General features: G+C 44.1%; 17 protein-coding genes. 3 read left to right on the forward strand and 14 right to left on the reverse strand.

Annotated features, from left to right (window positions below; translation table 11 throughout):
• Positions 1–162: 162 nt before the first annotated feature.
• The 3 genes from holA to H9626_RS03115 form a co-directional block, all read right to left on the reverse strand.
• Positions 163–1,179, reverse strand: a complete 1,017-nt coding sequence (gene holA, locus H9626_RS03105; RefSeq protein ID WP_191709539.1) for a DNA polymerase III subunit delta — start codon at positions 1,177–1,179, stop codon at positions 163–165.
• 12 nt (positions 1,180–1,191) lie between these two features.
• Positions 1,192–1,968, reverse strand: coding sequence for an AMP nucleosidase (locus H9626_RS03110; RefSeq protein ID WP_178257541.1), 777 nt, complete (start codon positions 1,966–1,968; stop codon positions 1,192–1,194).
• A 174-nt stretch (positions 1,969–2,142) separates the two neighbouring features.
• Positions 2,143–3,324, reverse strand: a complete 1,182-nt coding sequence (locus H9626_RS03115; RefSeq protein ID WP_191709540.1) for an iron-containing alcohol dehydrogenase — start codon at positions 3,322–3,324, stop codon at positions 2,143–2,145.
• Positions 3,325–3,527: 203 nt separating this feature from the next.
• Here H9626_RS03115 and H9626_RS03120 point away from each other — a divergent pair, with 203 nt between their 5' ends.
• Positions 3,528–3,977 (forward strand): type I restriction enzyme HsdR N-terminal domain-containing protein, encoded by a 450-nt coding sequence (locus H9626_RS03120; protein WP_191709856.1) that lies wholly within the window; start codon positions 3,528–3,530, stop codon positions 3,975–3,977.
• Between the two features lie 128 nt (positions 3,978–4,105).
• On the opposite strand, the gene H9626_RS03125 is transcribed toward H9626_RS03120, so the two are convergent.
• The 11 genes from H9626_RS03125 to H9626_RS03175 all read right to left on the reverse strand — a co-directional run bounded on the left by H9626_RS03125 (position 4,106) and on the right by H9626_RS03175 (position 18,481).
• Complete coding sequence (locus tag H9626_RS03125; protein WP_191709541.1) at positions 4,106–4,906, reverse strand: zinc ribbon domain-containing protein; 801 nt, start codon at positions 4,904–4,906, stop codon at positions 4,106–4,108.
• A gap of 5 nt (positions 4,907–4,911) precedes the next feature.
• Entirely contained in the window at positions 4,912–6,006 is a 1,095-nt protein-coding gene (locus H9626_RS03130; protein ID WP_191709542.1) for a Nif3-like dinuclear metal center hexameric protein, read from the reverse strand.
• Positions 6,007–6,185: 179 nt separating this feature from the next.
• Complete coding sequence (locus H9626_RS03135) at positions 6,186–7,931, reverse strand: phospho-sugar mutase (protein WP_191709543.1); 1,746 nt, start codon at positions 7,929–7,931, stop codon at positions 6,186–6,188.
• Positions 7,932–8,023: 92 nt separating this feature from the next.
• Positions 8,024–9,136 (reverse strand): MraY family glycosyltransferase, encoded by a 1,113-nt coding sequence (locus tag H9626_RS03140; RefSeq protein WP_191709544.1) that lies wholly within the window; start codon positions 9,134–9,136, stop codon positions 8,024–8,026.
• Between the two features lie 225 nt (positions 9,137–9,361).
• Positions 9,362–11,773: an SLBB domain-containing protein gene (locus tag H9626_RS03145; RefSeq protein WP_438616928.1), complete on the reverse strand. Its 2,412-nt coding sequence runs from the start codon at positions 11,771–11,773 to the stop codon at positions 9,362–9,364.
• Between the two features lie 832 nt (positions 11,774–12,605).
• Positions 12,606–13,874, reverse strand: a complete 1,269-nt coding sequence (gene nqrF / locus H9626_RS03150; RefSeq protein ID WP_178256274.1) for an NADH:ubiquinone reductase (Na(+)-transporting) subunit F — start codon at positions 13,872–13,874, stop codon at positions 12,606–12,608.
• A gap of 19 nt (positions 13,875–13,893) precedes the next feature.
• On the reverse strand, positions 13,894–14,517 hold the full coding sequence (gene nqrE / locus H9626_RS03155) for an NADH:ubiquinone reductase (Na(+)-transporting) subunit E (protein ID WP_178256275.1): 624 nt from the start codon (positions 14,515–14,517) through the stop codon (positions 13,894–13,896).
• Positions 14,518–14,538: 21 nt separating this feature from the next.
• Positions 14,539–15,177: an NADH:ubiquinone reductase (Na(+)-transporting) subunit D gene (locus tag H9626_RS03160; RefSeq protein ID WP_178256276.1), complete on the reverse strand. Its 639-nt coding sequence runs from the start codon at positions 15,175–15,177 to the stop codon at positions 14,539–14,541.
• Positions 15,178–15,194: 17 nt separating this feature from the next.
• On the reverse strand, positions 15,195–15,875 hold the full coding sequence (locus H9626_RS03165) for a Na(+)-translocating NADH-quinone reductase subunit C (protein WP_178256277.1): 681 nt from the start codon (positions 15,873–15,875) through the stop codon (positions 15,195–15,197).
• Positions 15,876–15,887: 12 nt separating this feature from the next.
• Complete coding sequence (locus tag H9626_RS03170) at positions 15,888–17,051, reverse strand: NADH:ubiquinone reductase (Na(+)-transporting) subunit B (protein ID WP_178256278.1); 1,164 nt, start codon at positions 17,049–17,051, stop codon at positions 15,888–15,890.
• Positions 17,052–17,128: 77 nt separating this feature from the next.
• Positions 17,129–18,481, reverse strand: a complete 1,353-nt coding sequence (locus H9626_RS03175; RefSeq protein WP_191709545.1) for a Na(+)-translocating NADH-quinone reductase subunit A — start codon at positions 18,479–18,481, stop codon at positions 17,129–17,131.
• 779 nt (positions 18,482–19,260) lie between these two features.
• Between H9626_RS03175 and H9626_RS03180 the strand changes: the two genes are divergently transcribed.
• Both H9626_RS03180 and H9626_RS03185 read left to right on the forward strand, forming a co-directional pair.
• The gene (locus H9626_RS03180) at positions 19,261–22,521 is read left to right on the forward strand and encodes a SusC/RagA family TonB-linked outer membrane protein (RefSeq protein ID WP_438616934.1); all 3,261 of its coding nucleotides are present in this window, start codon (positions 19,261–19,263) and stop codon (positions 22,519–22,521) included.
• A gap of 30 nt (positions 22,522–22,551) precedes the next feature.
• The gene (locus tag H9626_RS03185) at positions 22,552–24,267 is read left to right on the forward strand and encodes a RagB/SusD family nutrient uptake outer membrane protein (protein ID WP_191709546.1); all 1,716 of its coding nucleotides are present in this window, start codon (positions 22,552–22,554) and stop codon (positions 24,265–24,267) included.
• The last annotated feature ends 56 nt before the right edge of the window (positions 24,268–24,323 follow it).

A 24,323-nucleotide genomic window follows, 5' to 3' on the forward strand; every position in this document is an offset into this window, starting at 1 on the left:
TACCCATAGAACGAGGTGGTTTTACGGGTAGAACCGGGCAACTCTACCGTTAGAAATGACCAACACTAACGGTAGCGTTTTCCGGGGCATAAGAAGACTCAAAAAGGGTTTTTTATTCATTCGGGATGTGCCCTTACACAGAGTAACAGAAAAGACTGATTATCAGTGAAGAATGAAGTAAACCAGTTCGCGGAGGAGTTCGCCGTCGGACACGGAGGAATTTCCCACGCCTTTCGATTTGGCATCACACTGGCGGATTGCTCCCACTATCTGCATCACCTTTACGCCCGTATACCGCTTCATGGCATTTTCGTAATCTTTAGCCTGCCACGGCGAACGCAGCCCGAGGTGAGCGGCTATTCCCCGGTCCGACTTGTCGGGCGCATAATACACCAACATCAGGTTGGCAAAGAAATTGAACAGCACGGCAAGTGTGACTTGCAAGGGATTGTTTTTAGGGTTTTCCTCAAAATACTTAATGATGCGGTTTGCCTTCAGCACATCTTTCTCTATCAGCGCATTGCGTAACTCAAAATTATTATAATCCTTGCTGATGCCGATGTTACGTTCAATCTGTTCGGGAGTAATCCGCCGCTGACCTGCCGGAAGTGTTATCACTAATTTTTCCAACTCGCCCGCCATGCGGTTTAAATCCGTGCCTACAAATTCTGCCATCATCTCCGAGGCTTTCGGCTCTATCTCCACCTGCTTCCGCTTCAGGTATGAGGTGATAAATCCCGGAAGCTGAGCGTCTTTCAGTTTCTTCGACTCAAACAGAACGCCGGCTTTCTCCAGTTCGGCAACCAGTTTTTTCCGACGGTCTAACGCACCGTGTTTATAACACATCACCAAAATAGTCGATTCCAGCGGCTTCTGTAAATAGTAAACCAGCTCATCCAGATTACGGAGCGCCTGTGCCTCTCTTACCGCCACCACTTGATATTTCGACATCATCGGATAACGCTTCGCGGCATTGATAATCGTGGCGATATCGGTATCGGAACCGTATAACACGGTAAGATTAAATTCTTTCTCGGTATCGGTCAGAACGGTATCGATGATATAATCGGATATGCGGTCGATATAATAATCTTCCTCACCCATGAGGAAATACACGGGCGCATACACTTTGTTGCGCAGGTTGCGGACAATTTCTTCGTATGTTACTTCTTTAGCCATAATGCCATCGATTTACCAGTCGAATTTCAAATGTTTAACCGTTCGTTTCTCTTCTATAATCATGCGCAAGGCATCGACCCCGATTTCCAGATGCTCGTTTACGAACTGTTGCGTTACCAGCGAATCGCTTTGCTCGGTTTTTATCCCTTCGGGAATCATCGGCTGGTCAGACACCAACAAGAGCGCTCCCGTAGGAATGTGATTGGCAAAGCCGGTTACGAAGAGTGTGGCAGTTTCCATGTCGACCGCCATCGCCCGTGTTTTCAGCAGATACGCCTTAAAAGCCTCGTCATGTTCCCATATACGTCGGTTTGTAGTATAAATCGTCCCCGTCCAGTAGTCGCGTGAATGGTCACGAATGGCAGAAGAAACCGCACGCTGAAGCATGAACGCCGGAAGCGCAGGCACTTCGGGAGGATAATAATCGTTTGAAGTTCCTTCACCGCGGATGGCTGCAATCGGAAGTATCAAATCGCCCAAATGGTTTTTCTTGTCGATGCCTCCGCATTTGCCCAGAAACAGGCAGGCTTTGGGGCGAATAGCACTCAGCAAGTCCATGATGATGGCGGCATTGGGACTACCCATACCGAAATTTATTATTGTGATTCCCTCGGCATGGGCAGAAGTCATGTTGGCATCCCGCCCCAACACGGGGACGCCGAACCGCTCGGCAAACAGCTCGACATATTTATTAAAATTGGTCAACAGGATATATTCGCCGAAGTCTTCCAGCTTCCGTTTGGTGTATCGCGGCAACCAGTTTGCCACAATTTCTTCTTTCGTCTTCATTTGTTTTTGCTCTTTTCAGACAAAGATATATTTTCTACCGCATAACTCCAAATCCGTTTCCGGTTCTGATGCACATAAAAAAAACGTGCTTACGTTCCGGTTAAAACATAAGCACGCATTTCTGAGCAAGCCGGCGGCAACATTTCAGACGTCCCGCCCTGCCACGGAAGCCTCTCATTTATAAGATTTCCGATACACTTCCACAATATCTTCGTCCGACATCTGCACGCGGTCGCTGGTAAACATTACGCCCATAACCTCGCGGGAGTTTCTCATCAGTTTTTCAAACTCGTCGGGAACAATGCCGTAATCAGACATCTTCAAATCGGCAACGCCACAAGCCTCCTGCAAACGAGTCAGCGCCGTAAGAAAATCTTCAGGCTTCGTAGCATCTGCCATCCCCATAGCCTGAGCCATACGCACAAAACGGTCGTCGCAAGCATGGTTCTTTATAAAAAATTCGTAATAAGCACGGCTTACCATTATCAGACCCGCCCCGTGAGGCAAATTAGGGTGATAAGCTGAAAGAGCATGTTCCAACGCATGTTCGCTGGTGATAAGCGTCAGACACATAACGCCCCCCGACAACGTGTTTCCGAAAGCCACGCGGGTACGTGCTTCCATGTCGTTTCCGTTTTTAACCGCACGCGGCAAATATTCGGCAATGTTACGAATCGCCTCAAGAGCATACATGTCGCTCATCAGATTCGCCCCTTTTGCAATATAACCTTCCGTGCTGTGGAACAACGCATCGAAACCTTGATAAGCGGTAAACGCAGGCGGTACACTTGCCATCAGCTCAGGGTCGACTACCGAAAGCACAGGAAACAGCGAAGCATCGCCCACGAATGCTTTTTCAAACGTATCTTCTTTCGTAATGACTCCCGAATTGTCTGTTTCCGAACCGGTTCCGGCCGTAGTAGTTATAGCTACGATAGGCAATGGCTTTACGGCGATGGGATGTCCTTTTCCGGAACCGACAGTCACGTAATCCCACAGTTCTCCTTCGTTGGTAGCCATCACAGCAATGGCTTTGGCACAGTCCATTACGCTGCCCCCTCCCAATGCAACAAGGAAATCGCAATCAGCCTTACGTGCTGCTTCAGCTCCGGCATCTACGTTACCCACAATGGGATTAGGCGATACGCCGTCAAACACCACGGTTTCAATACCCGCCTTTTGCAGTTGCTCTTCGGTACGGCTCAAATAACCATTGGCACGGGTAGATTTTCCATTCGAAATAACAATTAATGCCTTTTTACCCGGCATGGGTTGTTCGCTCAACTGATTCAACATTCCGGCACCAAACAATACGTGGGTAGGAATGTACATGTCATAACTGTTATTGGTCTGCATACATTAAAGTGTTTAAATTATCTTTTTATCTGATGCAAAAATAGGAAAGAAGCCATGAATAGCTTGTACCCGATTTACAGACGATTGTATCGTATTTACAGATTTAGAGCCTGTCATACATGGGGGCGATTATTTTCCTGATTCGCCCGAATATCCCAAGTTTTTCCATTACTTTTGCACGAAAGAAACAATTATACAGAGAAATGCCAACGCTGAACTTGCCACCCTATCCTTACAAGCTATCAAAAAAAGAAGGTAAAAATTTTATTTTTGACGAACTGCGAAAGAAATACGTTGCCCTGACTCCCGAAGAGTGGGTAAGGCAGCATTTCATCCATTTCCTTATAGAGCAGAAAGGTTATCCGAAAGGACTGCTTGCCAACGAAATTCAGATAAACTTAAACGGAACAAAGAAACGATGTGACACGGTTTTATATAACAGAGACCTGACTGCGAGGATGATTGTGGAATATAAAGCCCCTCAGGTAGAAATCACACAGGCTGTATTCGACCAAATTACGCGCTATAACATCATTCTACGGGTGGATTACCTGATTGTGACGAACGGAATCAATCACTATTGTTGCCGTATCGATTACGAAAAAAATACTTATTATTTTTTACCGGACATCCCGACGTATGCCGATTTATGACTGCCGGATACAAAAAACTCCCGCAGACCGACTGCCGAACAAGGGAAGTCAATCTGCGAGAGTCCGCTCAAAATCATGTAAGAGGCCGAGCAAAATCTAAGAGCCTGTTTAAATTTTCCGATTAAGTATCAACCTCTTGATTTTATTTTTGTATCCAAATGCTTTTCTACAGCTACACCCGCCAGTTCCGGGTCAATCATGATACGTCCGCAATATTCGCACACAATGATTTTCTTACGCATACGGATATCCAACTGTTTCTGAGGCGGAATCTTGTTAAAGCAACCTCCGCACGCATCACGCTGTACATAAGTAATACCCAATCCGTTACGTGAATTTTTACGAATACGTTTGAAAGCTTGAAGCAGACGCGGCTCAATGGTAGTTTCCAGCGATTTAGCCTTTTCTCTGAGTTTTTCTTCTTCCTGTTTGGTTTCGGCTACAATCTCGTCTAACTCGTTCTTCTTAATTTCCAAGTCCTTCTTTCTTTCTTCCAACGCCTGCGTACTCTTTTCGATTTCTTCTTCTTTTGCCTGAATAGAAGCCGTATATTCACGTATACGTTTTTCGCAAAGTTCCACTTCCAGTGTCTGGAATTCGATTTCTTTTGTCAATACGTCGTATTCACGATTGTTACGCACGTTGTCTTGCTGTCCTTTGTATTTTTCAATTGAAGTTTTAGCTGTTTCGATTTCGATTTTCTTCTTCGATACGTTGGTTTTCAGCTCTTCAATTTCGGTTTTGATTTTTTCGATACGTGTGCTCAAGCCCGTAACTTCGTCTTCCAAATCTTGCACTTCAAGCGGCAGTTCGCCTCGCAAAGTCTTGATTTTGTCGATTTCAGACAACATGGTCTGCAACTGGTACAAAGCTCTCAGCTTTTCTTCTACGCTCAATTCGCTCGGATCTTTCTTTACTTCTTTTGCCATAATAATCACAAATATTTGATGGGATTTGTATTGACACGTGTCATTTGCACGTCTAATGTCGGAAACTTCTCCCTCAGAATTGAATAAAATATTTCTTTTGTATATTGTTCGCTCTCGTAATGTCCGATTTCGGCTATCAGTATGTCATTTTCGTAGCTGAAGTAATCATGATACTTTACTTCGCCCGTTATAAATACATCGGCATGACAACCAACTGCTTTTGGCAACAGGAAAGCCCCTGCCCCGCCACAAAGTGCAACGGTCTGTATCAATCGCCCGTTCAGCCGAGAATGTTTCACACAACCCACCTCGAACAGCTTCTTTATGCGCTTCAGGAAATCGGTTTCTGTTTCAGGCTCTGCCAATTCTCCCACAATTCCGGCTCCCGCCTGATTCCACTTATTCGCCAATGGATACAAGTCATATACAGGTTCTTCGTAGGGATGAGCCGCCATCAATGCCCGAACCACTGCCGACTGAAGATATGCCGGAAGGATGGTTTCGATACGTGTTTCCGACTCCCAATGCATCTCGCCCACCTTGCCACAGTAAGGATGAGTACCTTCGCCGGCACGGAAACTTCCCTTGCCTTCCAGATTATAGCTACACGAATCATAATCTCCAATACATCCGCATCCGGCAGCAAACAGCGCTTGGCGTACCGTATCAGCATGAGCGGCGGGAACAAATGTTACCAGTTTCAGTAAGCTACTCTCTTTGGCATCGAGTATTCTTACGTTTCTCAAACCAATCTTTTCGGCTATCTTGAAATTCACTCCCTGCGGAGCATTGTCTAAATTCGTGTGCATCGAAAAAATGACAATATCATTCTTTATGGCTTTCATAATACAACGTTCCACGTAGTCACGCCCCGTTATGGATTTATATCCTTTAAATATCAACGGATGATGAGATACGATGAGGTTATATCCCAGCGTTATCGCCTCGTCTACCACAGCTTCGGTCACGTCCAGACACAACAAAGCCCCTGTAGCTTCCGCGTCTGTCAATCCTATTTGCAGTCCGGCATTATCAAATCCGTCTTGCAAAGGCAGAGGCGCGAATATCTCAAGGGCATTTACAATTTCCTTAATTTTCATATTCCGCGAAAATTTGGTGCAAAGATAAGTATTTTCCGCGACTTATCCTCAAGGGTAACCGTTTTTTGACGGATTTTTATGGACTTACGTCCGGAAACATTTACAAAAAAAGCCACAGACACGCGAAGCATACGACTCTCCGCACATCTGTGGCTCTACTATAAAGTCTAATTCTCCAATCAGATTCCCAATGATTTCTTCACTGCTTCAATCTTTTCGGTTGCGTCAGCATTTGCTCCTACATAGCATTTCGGGCATTGCATTTCGCCCTTGATTTCCATATAGAATTTAATCTTAGGCTCTGTTCCTGAAGGACGTACTGACACCTTCGTTCCATCTGCCGTGAAGAACTGCAATACATTTGAAGGTTCCGGCATGTCAAGTGCGGTAACATTACCCTTATTGTCGGTTGCTTTAAGCGATTTATAGTCTTTTACCAAAACTACTTCCGAACCGCCTAATTCTTTCGGCGGACATGAGCGGAAATTATCCATCATCGCTTTAATTTCGTCTGCACCGGTCTTTCCGGGTTTCACTACATTTACGGTTACTTCTTTAGAGAATCCGTATTCCACGTAGATTTCCATCAAGACATCATACAATGTTTTACCTTGATCTTTAGCCCATGCACAGATTTCAGCCAACAGTGAGCAAGCAGATACAGCATCTTTATCGCGAACGAAGTCTTCTGCCAAGAATCCATAACTTTCTTCACCACCGCCGATGTATTTCTTCACACCTTCGTTCAGACGAATCTGACGTGCAATCCATTTAAAGCCTGTGTAGCAGTCGTACATTTCGATATGGTTTTTATCAGCAATGGCTTTTATCAGTTCGGTAGTCACAATGGTTTTAACGATAAACTCGTTACCTTTCATCTTACCCATCGCAATGCGGTTCTTGATAATGTAATACAAGAAGATAAGACAAGTCTGGTTACCGTTAATCAATACCCATTCGCCTTTACTGTCCTTACATGCCATTCCCACGCGGTCAGCATCCGGGTCGGAAGCCATTACGATATCCGCGTCAATGCTCTTAGCCAAAGCAATAGCCATTGACAAGGCTTCGGCGTTTTCGGGATTCGGAGATACTACCGTGGGGAAATCGCCACTCTTTACCATCTGTTCGGGTACGCAGTGTACATTTTCAAATCCCCATAACTTCAATGACTGCGGAATCAGCATCATACCTGTTCCGTGAATCGGAGTATATACAATCTTCAAATCTTTCTGGCGTTTGATAACTTCCGGATCAATTGAAATCGTATGAACTTGGCGCAGGTATTCATCGTCTATTTCCTTACCGATGATATGAATCAATTCTTTGTTTCCTTCGAATTTGATCAAATCAGCCGATGTAACCTTGTTCACTTCATCGATGATACCGGTATCGTGCGGTGCAAGCACTTGCGCACCGTCGTCCCAATAAGCCTTGTAGCCGTTATATTCTTTCGGGTTATGAGAAGCTGTAATGTTAATACCGCTCTGGCATCCCAAATGACGAATAGCAAAAGACATTTCCGGAGTAGGACGCATATCGTCAAACAAATAAACTTTTATACCGTTAGCCGAGAAGATATTTGCTGAAATTTCGGCAAACTTGCGGCTGTTATTACGGCAGTCATGACCTACTACGACTGAGATATCGGACTTTCCGGCAAAACATTTATTCAGATAATTTGCCAATCCCTGAGTAGCTGCACCTACGGTATAGATATTCATGCGGTTAGAACCTGCACCCATAATACCACGCAAACCGCCCGTACCAAATTCCAAATCCTTATAAAAAGCATCAATTAATTCCGTCTTGTCCGAATTTTCCAACATGCGCTTTACTTCTGCTTGTGTTTCGGCATCATAAGCCGGAGTCAACCACTTTTGTGCTTTCTCTGTACAGAGTTTAATCAATTCATCGTTTTCCATGACTTTGTTCGTTTTTAATTAGATTCATTTTAATAAGACAAAAATAAAAGTTTCATCTTAATAATCCTAATAAAACGATGAAGTTTTTTTGACTATCTCTTTTCTCGTTTGTTGATTATTTTATCAAACCAAACATTTAGCCCTGTCCATACCAAGACATCGATAACAAAAACCAATGTATTATCCATAAAGTGGATGGCAGTGATGGTAAATGCACAAAAAAGAGCAGACATCAACTGAATGGTTACAAGTGCCCTGCGGGGAGAAAATCCCATGGCGAGAAACTTATGATGGATATGGGTTTTATCGGGCAAGAAAAGCTGCTTCCCGTTGCGGGCACGACGCAATACGACACGCACAACGTCGAGGCACGGAACCATCAAGACGCTAAATGCCACCAATACCGGACTGCTGTCGCTGGACTGAAGTATGACTGAATACGGGTCGTACATACAATATTTGATGACAAAAAAGCTCAATATGTAGCCTAATGTCAAACTGCCTGTATCGCCCATAAAGATTTTGCGCCCACGGTCGGCATTTCCAAATACGTTGTACGAGAAAAACGGGATAATCACACCTACACAGGCAAAGGCAAGCAACGCATATACCCAATATTGGTAATGAACGAAAATCACTCCGAATATTACCAGCGCAACCATGCTCAGCCCTGAAGCCAAGCCGTCAATTCCGTCGATCAGGTTGATTGCATTCGTAATAAACACTACCAGCAGTATCGTAAGCGGAATCCCCACAGAAGGTATTACCTCATGGATACCAAATAACCCGTAAAAACTATTTATGTAAAGTCCGGATACAGGGAACGCTGCCGCCGAAAGAATTTGCACCAAGAATTTTTTGCGATAGCGCACTCCCACCAAGTCATCGGCTATACCTACAATATACAGCAATGTCAATCCGGAAATGAGAAACAACAATTCATAGATAGTTTTCACATTTAAAATTTCCATCAACGGCTGCCCGCCCAAAATACGGACTGCCGTAAATGTACACATCGTAAAAACAATAACAGGGAAAAAAGTGACACCGCCCAACCGGGGAATGGGGCGTTTGTGTATTTTACGGGCATCCGGTTCATCAAACAACCGCTTACGCAACGATATAATCAAGATGTTAGGAATAATTATCCGTCCCAACAATACGGCCACAATAAAGGCTGTGATAATAATATAAAGGTTCTCCATACACTATAAATTAGTAGCACTCCATTTAGCTATTTAAATCAGCGGATAAAGGTACAGGTTATTTTCGAGACAGAAACAACCTTTTATAAAATAAACTCTATTTCCAATAAAATGTTTTCAAATCAACAAGTTTTATTACTATAATAGACAAAGTTGTTTGTCTGATTGTAATTTATCAGACAAACAAAATCGGACTGAGATATAAGACTAACTTATTTATTCCTGCTATTTTATCAGATTTGCCAACGAAGCAATCATCGTAGCCAGCGAAGCAAACGAAGTGGCACCCGACATTATACCTGCAAAATTGACTTTACGGGTTTTGTTCGGCACAACGATTTCACAGCCCGGCTCAATCTGTTTTTTGCCGCTGCCTTTCAACTCTGCCACCTGACCGTTCATGTAAATAATAAACTTCTTGCTCTTCTTTGCCTGCGAAGAATATCCGCCTGCCTGACTCAGATAATAGCTCACTTTCTTGCCCTGTAAGTAAGAAACCGTATTAGGCATCATTACCGCACCACTGATTTTTACCGTATTATTATATTCGGGAACATTGATTACATCGCCTTCACGCAATACGATATCGGCATCTCCGCCCGGATTTGCCAATGCCGCCTCCAAATCAATGCCCACCGTAAACGTACTGTCGACCGTCAGCCCCATAGAGTTCGCGGCAGACGTACCAATCTCTCTACGAATCATCTGGATAGCATCCTGCATCCGTTTCAATTCTTCATCATTGGCTATACGGGTCAGTTTCGCGCCACGCACGTAACCGAATTTGTTCACTCCTCCCGCACGCTTGATAATGCTGCTCAAACGTTCACTCTTCGTATTCAGGTTATATTGCCCACCGTATAACACCTCACCGGTTACAGTGACGTTAGACTGTGCACTGTAGCTCGGACTACGGCGAACCACTACTTGGTCGTAAGGCTGAAGAACAAATCCCGGCGTTCCGTCAACCACAAATCCGTCTTTCAGCGCGAAAGAATAGTTCTCGCCTGTGATTTCTGAATCGGTCGTGCTTTTCGGGTTGCGGATACGTCGAGCGATATCCACACGTACCACAGAAGCCGACTCTTTCAAGCCGCCCGCCGTAATAACCAAGTCTTCCAACGTCATATTATCGGCATAGGTATATTCGCCCGGCTCGTTTACTTCGCCTGAAATCGAAACTTTCCCCCAATTCTTCAAATCGTGGATACTCGGAATGTAGAGAATATCGTTCTTACGCAAGGCAATATCGGGAACCGTGCCGTTCAATATGCCCGAAATATCAACAGGAAGTACCTCGCGAGTCAAGTTTTCACGTTCGCGATACAATACGGCACGCGCCGTAAACGCTTCGCCCAACAACCCGTCGGCCTTTTCGACCAACTGGCGTACCGTGTTCAGATTACCGCTCAACTGGTAAACACCCGGATGATACACCGCTCCTCTCACTTCCAGCTTGTTTGTATAACGGTTAAGGATGGAATCTGCCATCACCACATCGCCGTCTTGCATCTGAAACGCCGTATAATTTTTTTCATCAACAATTTCTACGGAATATTCTTTCCCGTTTTGGCGGATAATACGCAGCGTCTTTTTATAGGCATCCGATGAGAATCCGCCCGCATAGGCAAGCAGTGTAGCCACCGACTCGTTTTTCTTCATCTCATAACGCATCGGACGTTTTACTTTACCGGTAATCTTAACCAACGCATCGTAAGGCGGAACGATAATCACATCGCCTTCCTGCAACGAGATATTGTCTTGGATATCCCCTTTCATGATATATTCATACACATCGAGCGTTTTTACGATTTTTCCTCCGCGCGCCACCTTCACGTTACGCAAACTACCGATGCTGCTTACGCCGCCCGCACTGTAAAGTGCATGAAAAACGGTTGAAAATGAAGAGAGTGTATAAGTGCCCGGATATAATACCTCACCCATTACATTAACCTGAATGGTGCGGATATTTCCCAAAGTGACTTTAATGTTATTTGCAGAGTCAGCATAAATTTTATGAAGTTCCTGTTTCAACAAATCGTCTGCCTCCTTCATACTCTTGTTAGCCAAAGAAATAAGTCCCAGATTCGGGATATTGATGTATCCGTCCGGCGAAATTTCCTGCTGAATCGTATTTTCGCTGGCACCCCAAATGTAAATAACCACTTCGTCGCCCGGACCGAGACGGTAATTTTCCGGTGTGGCAAGATTCAGGTTCGGTTCGAATGTCAGTGCAGAAGAATTAAATATGTTGCGTCCGAACACCTCGTCTTCAGGATTTCCGGTGTTCAGCGAATCCCGGAACGCATTGGCATAATACAGGTTTGATGAAGAAAGATTGCCATATTGCGTGTTCAACTGGCGTTTGCGGCTTACCGATGTCAAAGAAGCAGTTCCTGTTTCGGTTGTCGTTCCTCCCATTTGTTGTTGATACATTTCTTTTACACGCAATGCCTGCTCTTGAGTCACCCCGCGGCTTAACAGTTGTACCATGATTTCGTTTTGGCTTGTACCCTGTTGTAACGCGCTCTGCACATATTCAAGCACTTGTGAATCGCTCATACTCTGTGCATAAGCCGAAGCCGCACCCATCAACAATAACAAAGAAAAGGCGAATCTTACGAATCGTTTCATCATAATTAAAATAAATCTTTTTAATCCTCTTGTTTCCAAACTTATATATTTTGCAAAGATAGAGTATTATTTAAAGAATAACAAACGAAAAACCTTTTTTAGTTTTTACCCTCAGCGTAATCAAACAAACGATAATTTTAACCGAAAAAAGTTTACAGTGTATATAAAAGTTAGAGAGAGGTGTTATAATATAAAAAGTGTTAACAAAAAGCACTTTTCTATTTCATTGTTATGTTTGATAACATAAAAACATTACTTTTGCATCGTGTTTTTCATGGTATTAGATTTAAGGTTAATGAAGATTGGGAGTCTGGGAAGATTCCCTTTTTTTATGCCCGTATCAAACACGGCTTCCATCCGTCATCCAATCCTGCCATTAAGAGCCTGTTTAAATTTTGCTCTGCCTCAGTTTGAGAATTGTTTTCGAGGATGTTTTTTCGGCTTTTACGAGGAGGATAGCGGGCTATCTGACGAGTAAAAACGGGGAAACAGACCGGAAACAAACTCAAAAAGGGGCGGATAAAAATACTTAATCGGAAAATTTAAACAGGCTCTAAGTCATCAAAACGTCTATCCGGACTTATCTGTAGCCTATAAAAATTCTACCCGACAAACCGACAAGTTCTATGGGTAGAACCGGACAACTCATCCGTTAGGGATGACCAACACTAACGGTAGTGTTTTTCGGTGTATAACAACGCTTATTTCTTTTTGTACTTTCACCGGACAGGAACGTTTCGTTTCGCATCCTGCCGGCTTTAAAGATTACTCCCCCGGCAATAAAAAAACTCCTACCGGAATGGCAGGAGTTTTCACTAATTGGAATAAAATATTATTAACCTCCAAAATTATCATACATAATTGAAGCGGGATCAACACCCAGACTATCCAGCATGTTAACCACAGCTTTCGACATCGGGCCGGGACCACACATGTAGTATTCAATGTCTTCCGGAGCTTCGTGATTCTTCAGATAAGTTTCATACATAACCTGATGAACAAATCCGGCGGTATATTTTACGCCCGCAGCGTCGGCAGCCGGGTCCGGACGGTCTAACGCCAAATGGAAGTGGAAGTTTGAGAAGTCTTTTTCCAACTGCAAGAAGTCTTGCAAATAGAACACTTCGTTCAGCGCACGCGCACCGTAGAAGTAGTGCATTTCGCGGTCGTGAGTGTTCAGTGTACGAGTCATGTGCATAATCTGAGCGCGCAACGGAGCCATACCGGCACCACCACCTACCCAAATCATTTCTTTTTTTGAGTCGAAGATAGGATGGAAATCTCCGTAAGGTCCGCTCATCAGCACCTTATCGCCGGGTTTCAGCGTAAAGATATAAGAAGAAGCGATACCCGGATTAACATCCATGAATCCGCTACGGTCGGGTTTAAACGGCGGAGTGGCAATACGTACCGTCAGCATAAATACATCGCCTTCGGCAGGATAGTTTGCCATTGAGTAAGCACGAATCGTCGGTTCGGGATTCACACACTTCAGCGAGAACATGTTAAACTTCTTCCATGCAGGCAGGTATTCATCGCCAATCAGAGCCTTGTCGATATCCTTGTCATAGTCCATCGTAAATGCAGGAATCTTGATTTGGGCGTAAGAACCCGGAATAAAGTCCATGTGTGCGCCTTTAGGCAACTGCACTTTGAACTCTTTGATAAACGTAGCCACGTTCTTGTTTGAGATAACGGTACATTCGTACTCTTTTACTCCCATCACTGATTCGGGCACTTTTATCGACAAATCGCCTTTCACTTTTACCTGACAGCCCAAACGCCAATGGTCTTTCTGCTGTTTGCGGCTGAAATGGCTCACTTCGGAAGGAAGAATCTCACCGCCCCCTTCAACTACCTGACACTTGCATTGTCCGCAAGAACCTTTACCGCCACAAGCCGACGACAAAAAGATATTGTTAACCGCCAACGTATTCAGCAGCGTAGAGCCGGATTCAACCTCCAGTTGGTTTTCGCCATTGATAGTCAGTTTCACCTTTCCTGAAGTAACCAAGAATTTCTTAGCTACCAACAAGATAACTACCAGCACAAGAATAGTCACGAGGAATACTCCAATGCTTGCTAAAATAAAATTCATGTCCATTGTCTTATTCCTTTCGTTATTAGATGTTCAAACCAGAGAAACACATAAATGCCATAGCCATCAAGCCTACGGTAATAAACGTGATACCCAATCCCCGCAAGGGAGCCGGCACGTTTGAGTAAGCCATTTTTTCACGGATGGCAGCCAAACCCACGATAGCCAGCATCCATCCGATACCTGAGCCCAGTGCGTAAGAGATAGAATCCCAAATGTCGCCGATGTACTTAGGGTCGGAAGGAGTCAGGTTGATGCGCTGCTGCATAAACAGAGAAGCACCCATGATGGCGCAGTTAACGGCGATCAGCGGCAAGAAGATACCCAACGAAGCATAGAGTGAAGGGCTGAAACGCTCTACCACCATTTCTACCAACTGGGTAATCGCAGCGATAACCGCAATAAAGAGGATGAAGCTCAAGAAGCTCAAGTCGATACCCAAGATGCCGTCGGCAGCAAGCACTTTGGTTTGAAGCAGGTAGTTAACCGGCAGCGTAACCACCAGTACGAAGGTTACGGCAATACCCAATCCGATAGCAGTCTTTACATTCTTCGATACGGCAAGGTAGGAACACATACCGAGAAAGAATGCAAAAATCATGTTGTCCACGAATATAGAGCGGACCAATAAACTTATAAAATGTTCCATAATACTTTCCTTTCCTTAATATTATTCCTTATCTTGCAATTCCGGGTGTTTTGCACGCTGATACCAAATAAGGCAAGCTACGATAATCAATGCCATAGGCGGCATCAGCATCAAACCGTTATTTACATAACCGGCTTCTTTGATTGCATCGTAATTCAGGATATTGATGCCCAGCAGTGTTCCCGAACCTAATAATTCACGGATAAACGCTACGATAACCAGAATCTTGGCATAACCCAATCCGTTTCCAAGTCCGTCCAAGCAAGATTCCCACGGGCCGTTAGCCATCGCAAAGGCTTCCAAACGTCCCATCAAGATACAGTTGGTGATAATCAAACCTACGTATACAGACAACTGAACGCTGACATCGTAGGCAAATGCTTTCAATACTTCGCTCACGATTGTTACCAACGCTGCCACTACAACCAACTGCACGATAATACGAATACGATTAGGGATTGTTTTACGAATCAATGAAATAACCACGTTAGAAAACGCCGTGATAATCGTTACAGAAAGTCCCATTACAATGGCAGGCTCCAGCTTAGAGGTTACTGCCAATGCCGAACAAATACCCAGCACCTGAACAGTTACAGGGTTATTCATGCTTATCGGAGTTGAAAATACTTCTTTGTTTTTAGATGAAAATAAACTTCCCATGTAATTTCCTCCTCACTTTATTCTTTAATCGTTAAAAATTTGGTATACTGTCCCATGCAGTTTTTCAGCATTTGGTCTACCGCCAACGAAGTGATTGTACCTCCGGATATACCGTCTACCTGATATTCCGGCTTTTCAATCTTTCCATTCTTTACTACGCCCAGACCGATTGCACCGTCTTCCATCACGTTTTTATCTTTAAACTCATTCTGGAAATGTTCTGTTGCAATTTCGGCTCCAAGTCCCGGAGTTTCTGATGCGTGAGAGAAATAAGTTCCGTAAACGGTATTCTTATCTTCGTTCAGAGCCACATAGCCCCAGATAGCCCCCCAAAGACCTGTACCGTAAACAGGGATGACATACTTAGCCTTTCCGTCTATTTCACACACAAACAGATGGGCGCGGCCGTTTTCCTTATATTCTTTTTCATAGCCCGTAACGAAAGTTCCCTCGTAAGGTTTCAGTGTTCCGTCTTCGGCTACAACCATATCTGCTTTTACTACTTTGGCAAATTCAGCTTCTGCATCCTGCACCTCCCTGATGTTCAATGCAGACAGAATCTGCTTTTTCGTATCCAGCTCTACATTTTTTCCTTGAAGGTCGCGCAGAGAAGAGTTGACAAAAGCCAGTAAGAATGCTACGATAACAACCAGTACCGAAGCATAAACGATAGTATAAGAGTTACTATTGGTATTCATTGTATTCGGTTTTTATTTGTTAGACATAGCACGTTTAGCACGGCGTGAAATATTATTCTGCACTACTACATAGTCAATCAGCGGAGCAAAAATGTTCATCAACAAGATTGCCAGCATCATACCTTCAGGATAGCCCGGATTCAGAACGCGGATGATGATTGCCATCGCACCGATTAAGAAACCGTAAACAAACTTACCGTTTTCAGTACGTGAAGACGTAACAGGGTCGGTAGCCATGAATACAGCTCCGAAGCAGAAGCCTCCCAAGCACAAGTGTTCGTACCACGGCATTTGGGCAATATAGGTATCCGGACCAATCGTGTTGAAAATCCAGCCCATCAGCGCACCTCCCACGAAGACAGACAGCATGGTTTTCCAACTTGCCACGCCTGACCACAGCAGGATAACGGCTCCGATGGCAATGGCTATCACGCTGGTCTCACCGATAGAACCCGGTATCAGACCCGTAACCATGTCCCAAGAGAATTCCGGACACTCGGCAACCTTAGCTATACCCAGCGGGGTAGCTGCCGTCAATCCGTCGACCGTTTTTCCCAAACCGAAAATGCTGTCGCCCGATACCCATACCGTGTCACCTGACATCTTTGTAGGATAAGCGAAAAACAAGAATGCACGTGTAATCAAAGCCGGGTTGAAGATATTCATACCTGTACCACCAAAGACTTCTTTTGCGAAGATTACAGAGAAAGCGGTAGCCACGGCAAGCATCCACAACGGACAGTCAACCGGCACAATCATCGGTATCAACATACCTGACACCAAGAAACCTTCCTGAATTTCTTCTTTTTTCCATTGAGCCACTACGAACTCAATACCCAATCCTACCACATAGGAAACGATGATTTTAGGCAATACAGCCAAAAAGCCGTAACCGAACATTTCCCAAAAGCTGCCTTCCACGCCCGTAGCATGGTAGTGCTGGTAGCCTACGTTATACATACCGAACAGCAATGCCGGCATCAATGCTATGACCACGAACGACATGATACGCTTGCTATCAATCGCATCGTGGATATGCGTACCCGTTTTCGATGTTGTATTCGGCACGAACAAGAATGTTTCAAAGCCATCGAATACAGAACGAAAAGCATGGTATTTGCCTCCCTCTTCAAAGTTCGGCTTTATCTTATCGAGATAATTTCTTAATGCTTTCATTATTATTTAGTTTGTAATTTACCGTTTTTGAGCATCAATCCAACAAATCAATTTAATATCACTCAAAAACACATCTGTTAACACATCTCACGGCGAAGCATATCCAAGCCCTCGCGGACAATACGCTGCAACTCCATCTTTGACGAACAAACGAACTCACACAATGCGAAATCCTCAGGAGCCACTTCGTAAATACCCAACTGCTCCATGCGGTCGATATCTCCTGCGATGATTGCTTTTATCAGGTATTCAGGAAGAATATCCATCGGGAGCACCTTGTCGTATTCATTCGACATTATCATGTGGCGTTCACCGCCTTTCACACGGGCATCCAATACATATTCTTTCTTCTTGCCCATCAGCCAGCTGAAATAAGAGTGATTTATGCTGAACTGGTCGCAGCGGGGCATTATCCAACCCAACATTTCATGAATGTCGCTTCCTTCCGGAATCACGGTTACCTGACTGTGAAAAGCGCCCAAGAAGCCGTTTGCCGGAATTTGTTTTCCCGTCAACGGATTGCCACTGATATAGCGCAACTCTTTATCCTTGTTTACATTATTGGCCAATACGTCTGTCAGCAAAGCCCCTATTTTTAATTTGCAATAAGCCGGTTTCTTCACTTCCGAACCCGTAATTGCAACCGTACGGGTCAAGTCTACCCGTCCCGTATTAAACAACCTGCCAATAAAAATAACCGCCTGCGGATCAATAGTCCATACGGTTTCTCCTTTATTGACCGGTGCGATATGATTAATCTGCACACCCACATTTCCTGCCGGATGTGGTCCGTCGAATACCGTAAGCGTTACGTGTTTAGCTTGCGTCAGAGCTGCGCTTTTCTGATTCACGCTGATGCTTAAATACGTTGTAGCTATTTTAGCCAGCGCATCAAGTCCTGTCTGGAAATGAGCCTCTTCTCCTTTCAAGGCAATCTCAAAATCAGGCGCCAACGGATTACTGTCGAATGCAGAAACAAAAATAGCTCTCGGAGCCACAGTAGGATCAGCTATCACGTCGTAAGGACGCTGCTTGATAAAAGCAAACATTCCGGCGTCTTGCAAAGCTGCCTTCACAGCATCCCCATCCATTGAAGCCACGTTTTTCTTTCCAAACTCTTCGAAATCTTGTTCCGGTGCTGCTTCAACGGTAATACTCATCACTTTACGGCGAGCTCCGCGCTCAACGCTTGTTACTACGCCACTTACGGGCGAAACAAATTTCACTTCAGGATGATTCTTGTCAATAAACAAGGGTCCTCCGGCCATCACATACTCCTGTTCTTTCACTACCACTTTTGGAGTTACACCCGTAAAGTCGTCAGGACACAAAGCGTAGAATCCCGGCTCTTTCACAGACATAACCTCGGCTGTAGCTTTTCCTTTCAGATTTATGTCTAAGCCTTTACGTAATTTTATTAAATTAGCCATATATGGGTTATAAAAATGGTTTTATATTTTGCGGGCAAAAATAAACAAAAAATAAGGAAATAAAGAAGAAATAACTATGGAAAAATAAGAATTTATTCAATTTATCGTGCTCAGAGGCTGTTTTATATTCGTATTCCAACATGATTCTGGTATCAGAATTATATAACATAACTTTATTCTTGCCAACGCAGTCAATATCCAGAAACAGAAGTAAGAAACCGTACTCCATCCTATACATTATTATTAACATCAAAATGACCGAAAAACGCTACCGTTAGTGTAACTCATTCCATGCGGAAGAGTTGACCATTTCTATTCGGAGAGTCAACAGGTTCTACCGTTAGCGTTTTTCAGGCTTCCTGCCAAGCCGTAAAAGTGAAATACAAGTCCAATATGGAGCTGTCTAAATCACCTTACCAGAAAATTCAAAGGAACTCTGATTTCAAGGCACTTTATCAACCTAAACTCATAAAACACCATGACTTCATAAAAAAACCACATAACAATTTTGTTTATACGTAAAAAGTTTATTAATATTGCAAAGTTTATCAATTAAAGCTAATTAAACCGATAAAATTTATGTTAAACTTTAAAACCTATGCCTATGACCTAACAACTGCTTTCCTTATTTCCCGGATTCGATCGAGTCCATATATCAACTTCATTTTAATGAGAATCTAAATATCATGAAATTTATGCGCAAAAAATACAGCTTAATTGTTATGGTGCCGTTCCTCGGTGCATTATCAGTAGGAACAGCCAATGCTACGCCTGCCGAAATGAGGGTAGACGAAATAAATATGACGCAACAATCCGGTACTTGTACAGGTGTTGTAAAAGATGCCAACGGCGAAGTTGCCATCGGTGCCTCCGTAGTAGTCAAGGGCACAACAAACGGTGTTATTACCGATATGGACGGTAATTTCACATTATCTGGCGTAAAACAGGGAGACATTATCGTAGTCAGCTATATCGGTTTTACACCACAAGAAGTTAAATGGACAGGAAAACCTTTGCAAATCACTCTGCAAGAAGACGTTAAAACGCTGGATGAAGTAGTGGTATTGGCATACGGCGTAAAACAGAAACGCGGAAAACTGACCAACTCTGTATCATCAGTTTCAGAAGAGACATTGACAGTAGGTTCGTATGGCGACCCTGCACAGGCATTGGTAGGTGCGGTTTCCGGCTTGAAAGTCCAACAATCTTCCGGTTTTGCCGGCTCTACTCCCACCATTACTCTCCGTGGTGGTACAAGTTATGACGGTTCAGGCGAGCCATTGGTTGTGGTAGACGGACAAATCCGCACAGACGGTTTAAGTGACTTAAACTCCAATGACATCGAATCGATGGAGATTATGAAAGATGCCGGCGCTACTGCCATTTACGGTGCACGCGCTGCCAATGGTGTAATCTTAGTCACAACAAAACAAGGTAAAGAAGGTAAAGCTCAGGTAAACTTCAACATGAAAGTGGGTGCACAATATTATACTCCTGCTTACGATATGATGGATACGGAAGGATATATTTATTGGATGCGCAGGGCACATGCCGAAACTCCGTGGGCGCCCGCAGCCAATTTAAGTTCTACCTCCCGCCCGATGTCTACAGGAGCAACAGAACTGACTCCCAGCAGCCAATATAATATCTTAGGTTACACAGGTTCCGACTACCAGTTAGACTTGATAAACAACCACGGATGGCGCGTCATGGACGACCCCGTCAGCGATGGAAAAATCTTATTCAAAGATACAAACATTGAAGACTATAACATCAACAGTCCTGCCATATCCCAAGAATATAACCTGAGTTTTTCAGGCGGTAACGAACGGGGAAAATATTATGCAGGCTTAGGATATTATGATGCCGAAGGTCTTCCCATCAATTCTTTTTACAAGAGATATTCATTCTCATTTACGGGAAACTATAAACTGACAAAATGGTTAGAAGCCAGCTCCATCTTCAATTACAACCGTGCAAACTGGGAACAAGGTCCCGGACTGTTGGCAGATACATACGGAAGCAGCTTCGACTCATACTACTTCGGCCGTATCCTAACGGTGCCTGCCACCATCCGTTTGGAAGATGAAGAGGGGAATCCTTTGATCGGTATTGACCGCACGAATGGAAACTGGTCTTACCAAGCAGACAAATTCCAGCGCAACAATCAAACAGACAAGTTCAACATGACCCAAACATTGCAGGCAAACTTGTTCGACGGTTTCACACTGAGAGGTACAATGGCATGGAGTTTCAGCGAATTTGTAGGCGAATCGTTCAACAAAGATTACTATCAGAATGCCGGTGAGAGCGGTTTGAACACCACACGTGCTTCAAGTGCTACATTCTACCGTTATTTCAACCAAACTTACAATATCGTTGCCAATTACGATAAGCAGTTCGGTGACCATAATGTAAGTGTAATGGCAGGTACAGAGTTTTGGGACAAGCAATACAAATACATTTATGCTGCCGGACAAGAAGCACCTACTGACGACTTTGGAGATTTGGGATATACCTCTACTGAAGCAGGCAAGCGTTCAACAGATACAGAGCATACCCGCGAACGTATCATGTCATTCTTCGGACGTGCTCAATACGACTATAAAGAACGTTACATTCTTGCATTTACATTCCGTGAAGATGGTTATTCACGCCTCATCAACAACCGTTGGGGCTTCTTCCCCGGTGTATCTACAGGTTGGGTATTCTCAAGTGAAGACTTCTATGCACCTTTGCGTGATATCATGAACTACGGTAAGTTGCGCGCCAGCTTTGGTATAAACGGTAGTATTGATACTGATTATATCGGCATTTATACCTTGCATGGCCAATACGGTTCTAACCGATACAACAATAATGTCGGTTTCCGGTTGAGCACGCTTCCTAATCCTGACCTCCGTTGGGAAAAGACCCGCACGGCCGAAGTCGGATTGGATTTAGGATTCCTGAATAACCGGTTTACCTTAGGCTTCACATTCTATGACCGTGTTACGTCTGACAAATATGCATCTCTACCTTTGCCACCTACTACGGGTTGGAGTTCTATTACCAACAACAATGGTAAATTCCGCAACCGGGGTATCGAAATAGATATCAACGCCAACTTACTTAAAAGAAAAGACATCACTTGGACATTGGGTGCAAACATCGCATACAATAAAAACACAGTAGTAGAATTGCCATACAACGGTCTGGAAAAGAACCGTCAAGGAGCAACTCAAATCTATACCGGCAACGGGGATAAAACAATGTATGTAGGCGGTCTTCAAGAAGGCGAAACTCCGTATGATGTTATCGTTGGCTACGGTGTAGACAAGATGGTACGTTCGGAAAATGATTTAGTAGATGGTTATTGCGACATGTCGCAAAGCATCGCCGTTTACTCAGGTCAGAAAGGATATCAGAAATTAGTGGATGCCAAGTGGACAGGAACCGCTTATGAATTGGCTCCCGGCGATTTGATGTATCAAGATATCAACGGCGACGGTGTCATCACTTCGTATGACCAAAAGGTTATCGGTCGGTACACCCCGAAATGGAATGGCGGTTTCAACACGACGTTCAGTTGGAAAGGCCTCTCACTCTATCTCCGTACAGACTTTGGCTTAGGATTTGAAAGCTACGACGGTATGCGCCAATGGATTAATGGTTGTGCACAAGGAGAATATAACATGACAACCGATATTTGGGATTCATGGACACCGGAGAATCCAAATGCAAAATACCCGCGCTATGTATGGGCAGACCAGTTAGGTACGAACAACTATGTACGTACTTCAGAATTTTGGGTAACAAAAGGTAATTATTTGGCTCTACGCGAACTGCAATTATCTTACACTTTGCCGAAAAACATCTGCCAGAAGTTCTATTGTCAGGGGCTGACAGTATCTGTAACCGGTCAGAATCTTGGCTATTGGACAAGCAGCTCTTGTGCCATCCCTGACCGCATCCAGTATACCAACGGAAATACTGGAGGTTACGGAGGTACATACGCACTGCCTCGTACCGTACTTTTCGGCCTTAACATTACATTCTAACAAACGTTTATCTAACACAGAAATTACAATATGAAAAGAAATAAATTATTCAATGTATTCTCTGCAGCCTTGCTGAGCGCAGGCATGGGATTGAGTTCATGCTCTGATTGGCTGGACTTGTCTCCTATTGACTACTATGGAGCAGGCAACTTCTGGCAAACAGAAGCGCAAGCTATCGGAAATTTAAGTGCCCAAATGTCAGCCTTCCGTGGGTATTGTTTTCAGTCTGTCATTGTTTACGGCGAACTGAGAGGTGGGGCTTATACAAGAGCTACCAATGGGTCGGACGGTTCAAGTCTTGATTACCAATACCTTCGAGACCAAAACTTATCGCAAACCAACTACGGTGTAGGAAACTTCGGAGGTTACTGGGGACTGATATCTTCAGTCAATCTTTTCATTGCCAACGTAGAAGCAGCCAATTACTTTTCGAGTGAAGATACCAAAAATTACTGTTTAGGTATGGCATACGGTATGCGTGCTTATTACTATTTCTTAATGTATCGTGCATACGGGGGTGTACCTTTGCGCCTGACTCCGGAAGTAGAAAACGGTAATTATGACCCAAGTACTTTGTATATGCCACGTGCCACGGCTTCTGAGACCATGACACAAATCAAGGCAGACATCACCAAATCGTTAGAATATTTCGGTAATCAAACCACTTTCAATTTCAACGGAAGCGACGCCAATGCCAAATATTATTGGTCGAAAGCAGCTACGGAAATGCTTGCCGGAGAGGTTTATCTGTGGAACGCGAAGGTGACGGTTGGAGACCAGCAGGCTACACCCGCCGACCTGACAACAGCCAAAACTCACTTTGAGAACGTGATTTCTGATTACGGTTTGGACTTGGAAGGAAACTTTACAGACATTTTCAGTACAAGCAACAAGCAAAATGAAGAAATCATCTTTGCATTCAAATTTGATGAGAACGAAGCTACCAACAGCATTCCGGTAAATAACCTTTACGGTATCATTACCGGTAACACAATCGGAGCCGCATACGACAGCGAAGGAAATCTTTGGGATAATCCCTTGCAAATACCGGGTACACAGCAACGTTACCAGTATGCAAACGCCTTGTGGTATCAGTTCGATGAAGCAGATACACGCCGAGACGCCACTTTGCTTCCTTCTTGGCATGATCAAGCAGCTACCCAGCTTCGAGGCACTTTTGCCTGCAAGAACTTGGGTTCCATCTTAGAGTCTACCGGTTTCAAATGTTATAACGGCGACCAGCCTATTTACCGTTTGGCATTGGCATATTTGTCATTAGCAGAAATAGCAAACATGGAAGGCGACAATTCCGCCGTTGAAAGATATGTGAACCGCATCCGTGAACGAGCATACGGTGAAAACTGGAATGCTGACACGTATGGCTATACGGCTGGAAGCTTTGTAGAAAACGAAGTAGCCATTCTGCATGAAAAAGACAAAGAATTTGTTCAGGAAGGTCAACGCTGGTATGACATCTGCCGTATGTCTGTCAGTGCAAATTGCGGAGCTTTAGACCATTTAGTATTCCATAACGAGGGTCACATTGCATACGGTCTGACTATTACAGACAACATGAAAGAAGTCAGCAATATTCCGTGGGATCAGCAGACACCACCGGAAATCGTAGTAGAACCGATTCTCAGCACAGACTTGGCTTATCGTGTATTGTGGCCGTTAAGCACTTCTGACCTGAATAATGACAAACAGTTAGAACAAACACCGGGATACGAAGACGATGTAGAATAAAGTCATTCGTACACTTAACGTAATAGTTTCACGCTTGCTTTTGCCGCTTGGCATAG

It is taken from the genome of Phocaeicola faecium, from assembly GCF_014837055.1.
Taxonomy (GTDB): Bacteria; Bacteroidota; Bacteroidia; order Bacteroidales; family Bacteroidaceae; genus Phocaeicola; species Phocaeicola gallinarum.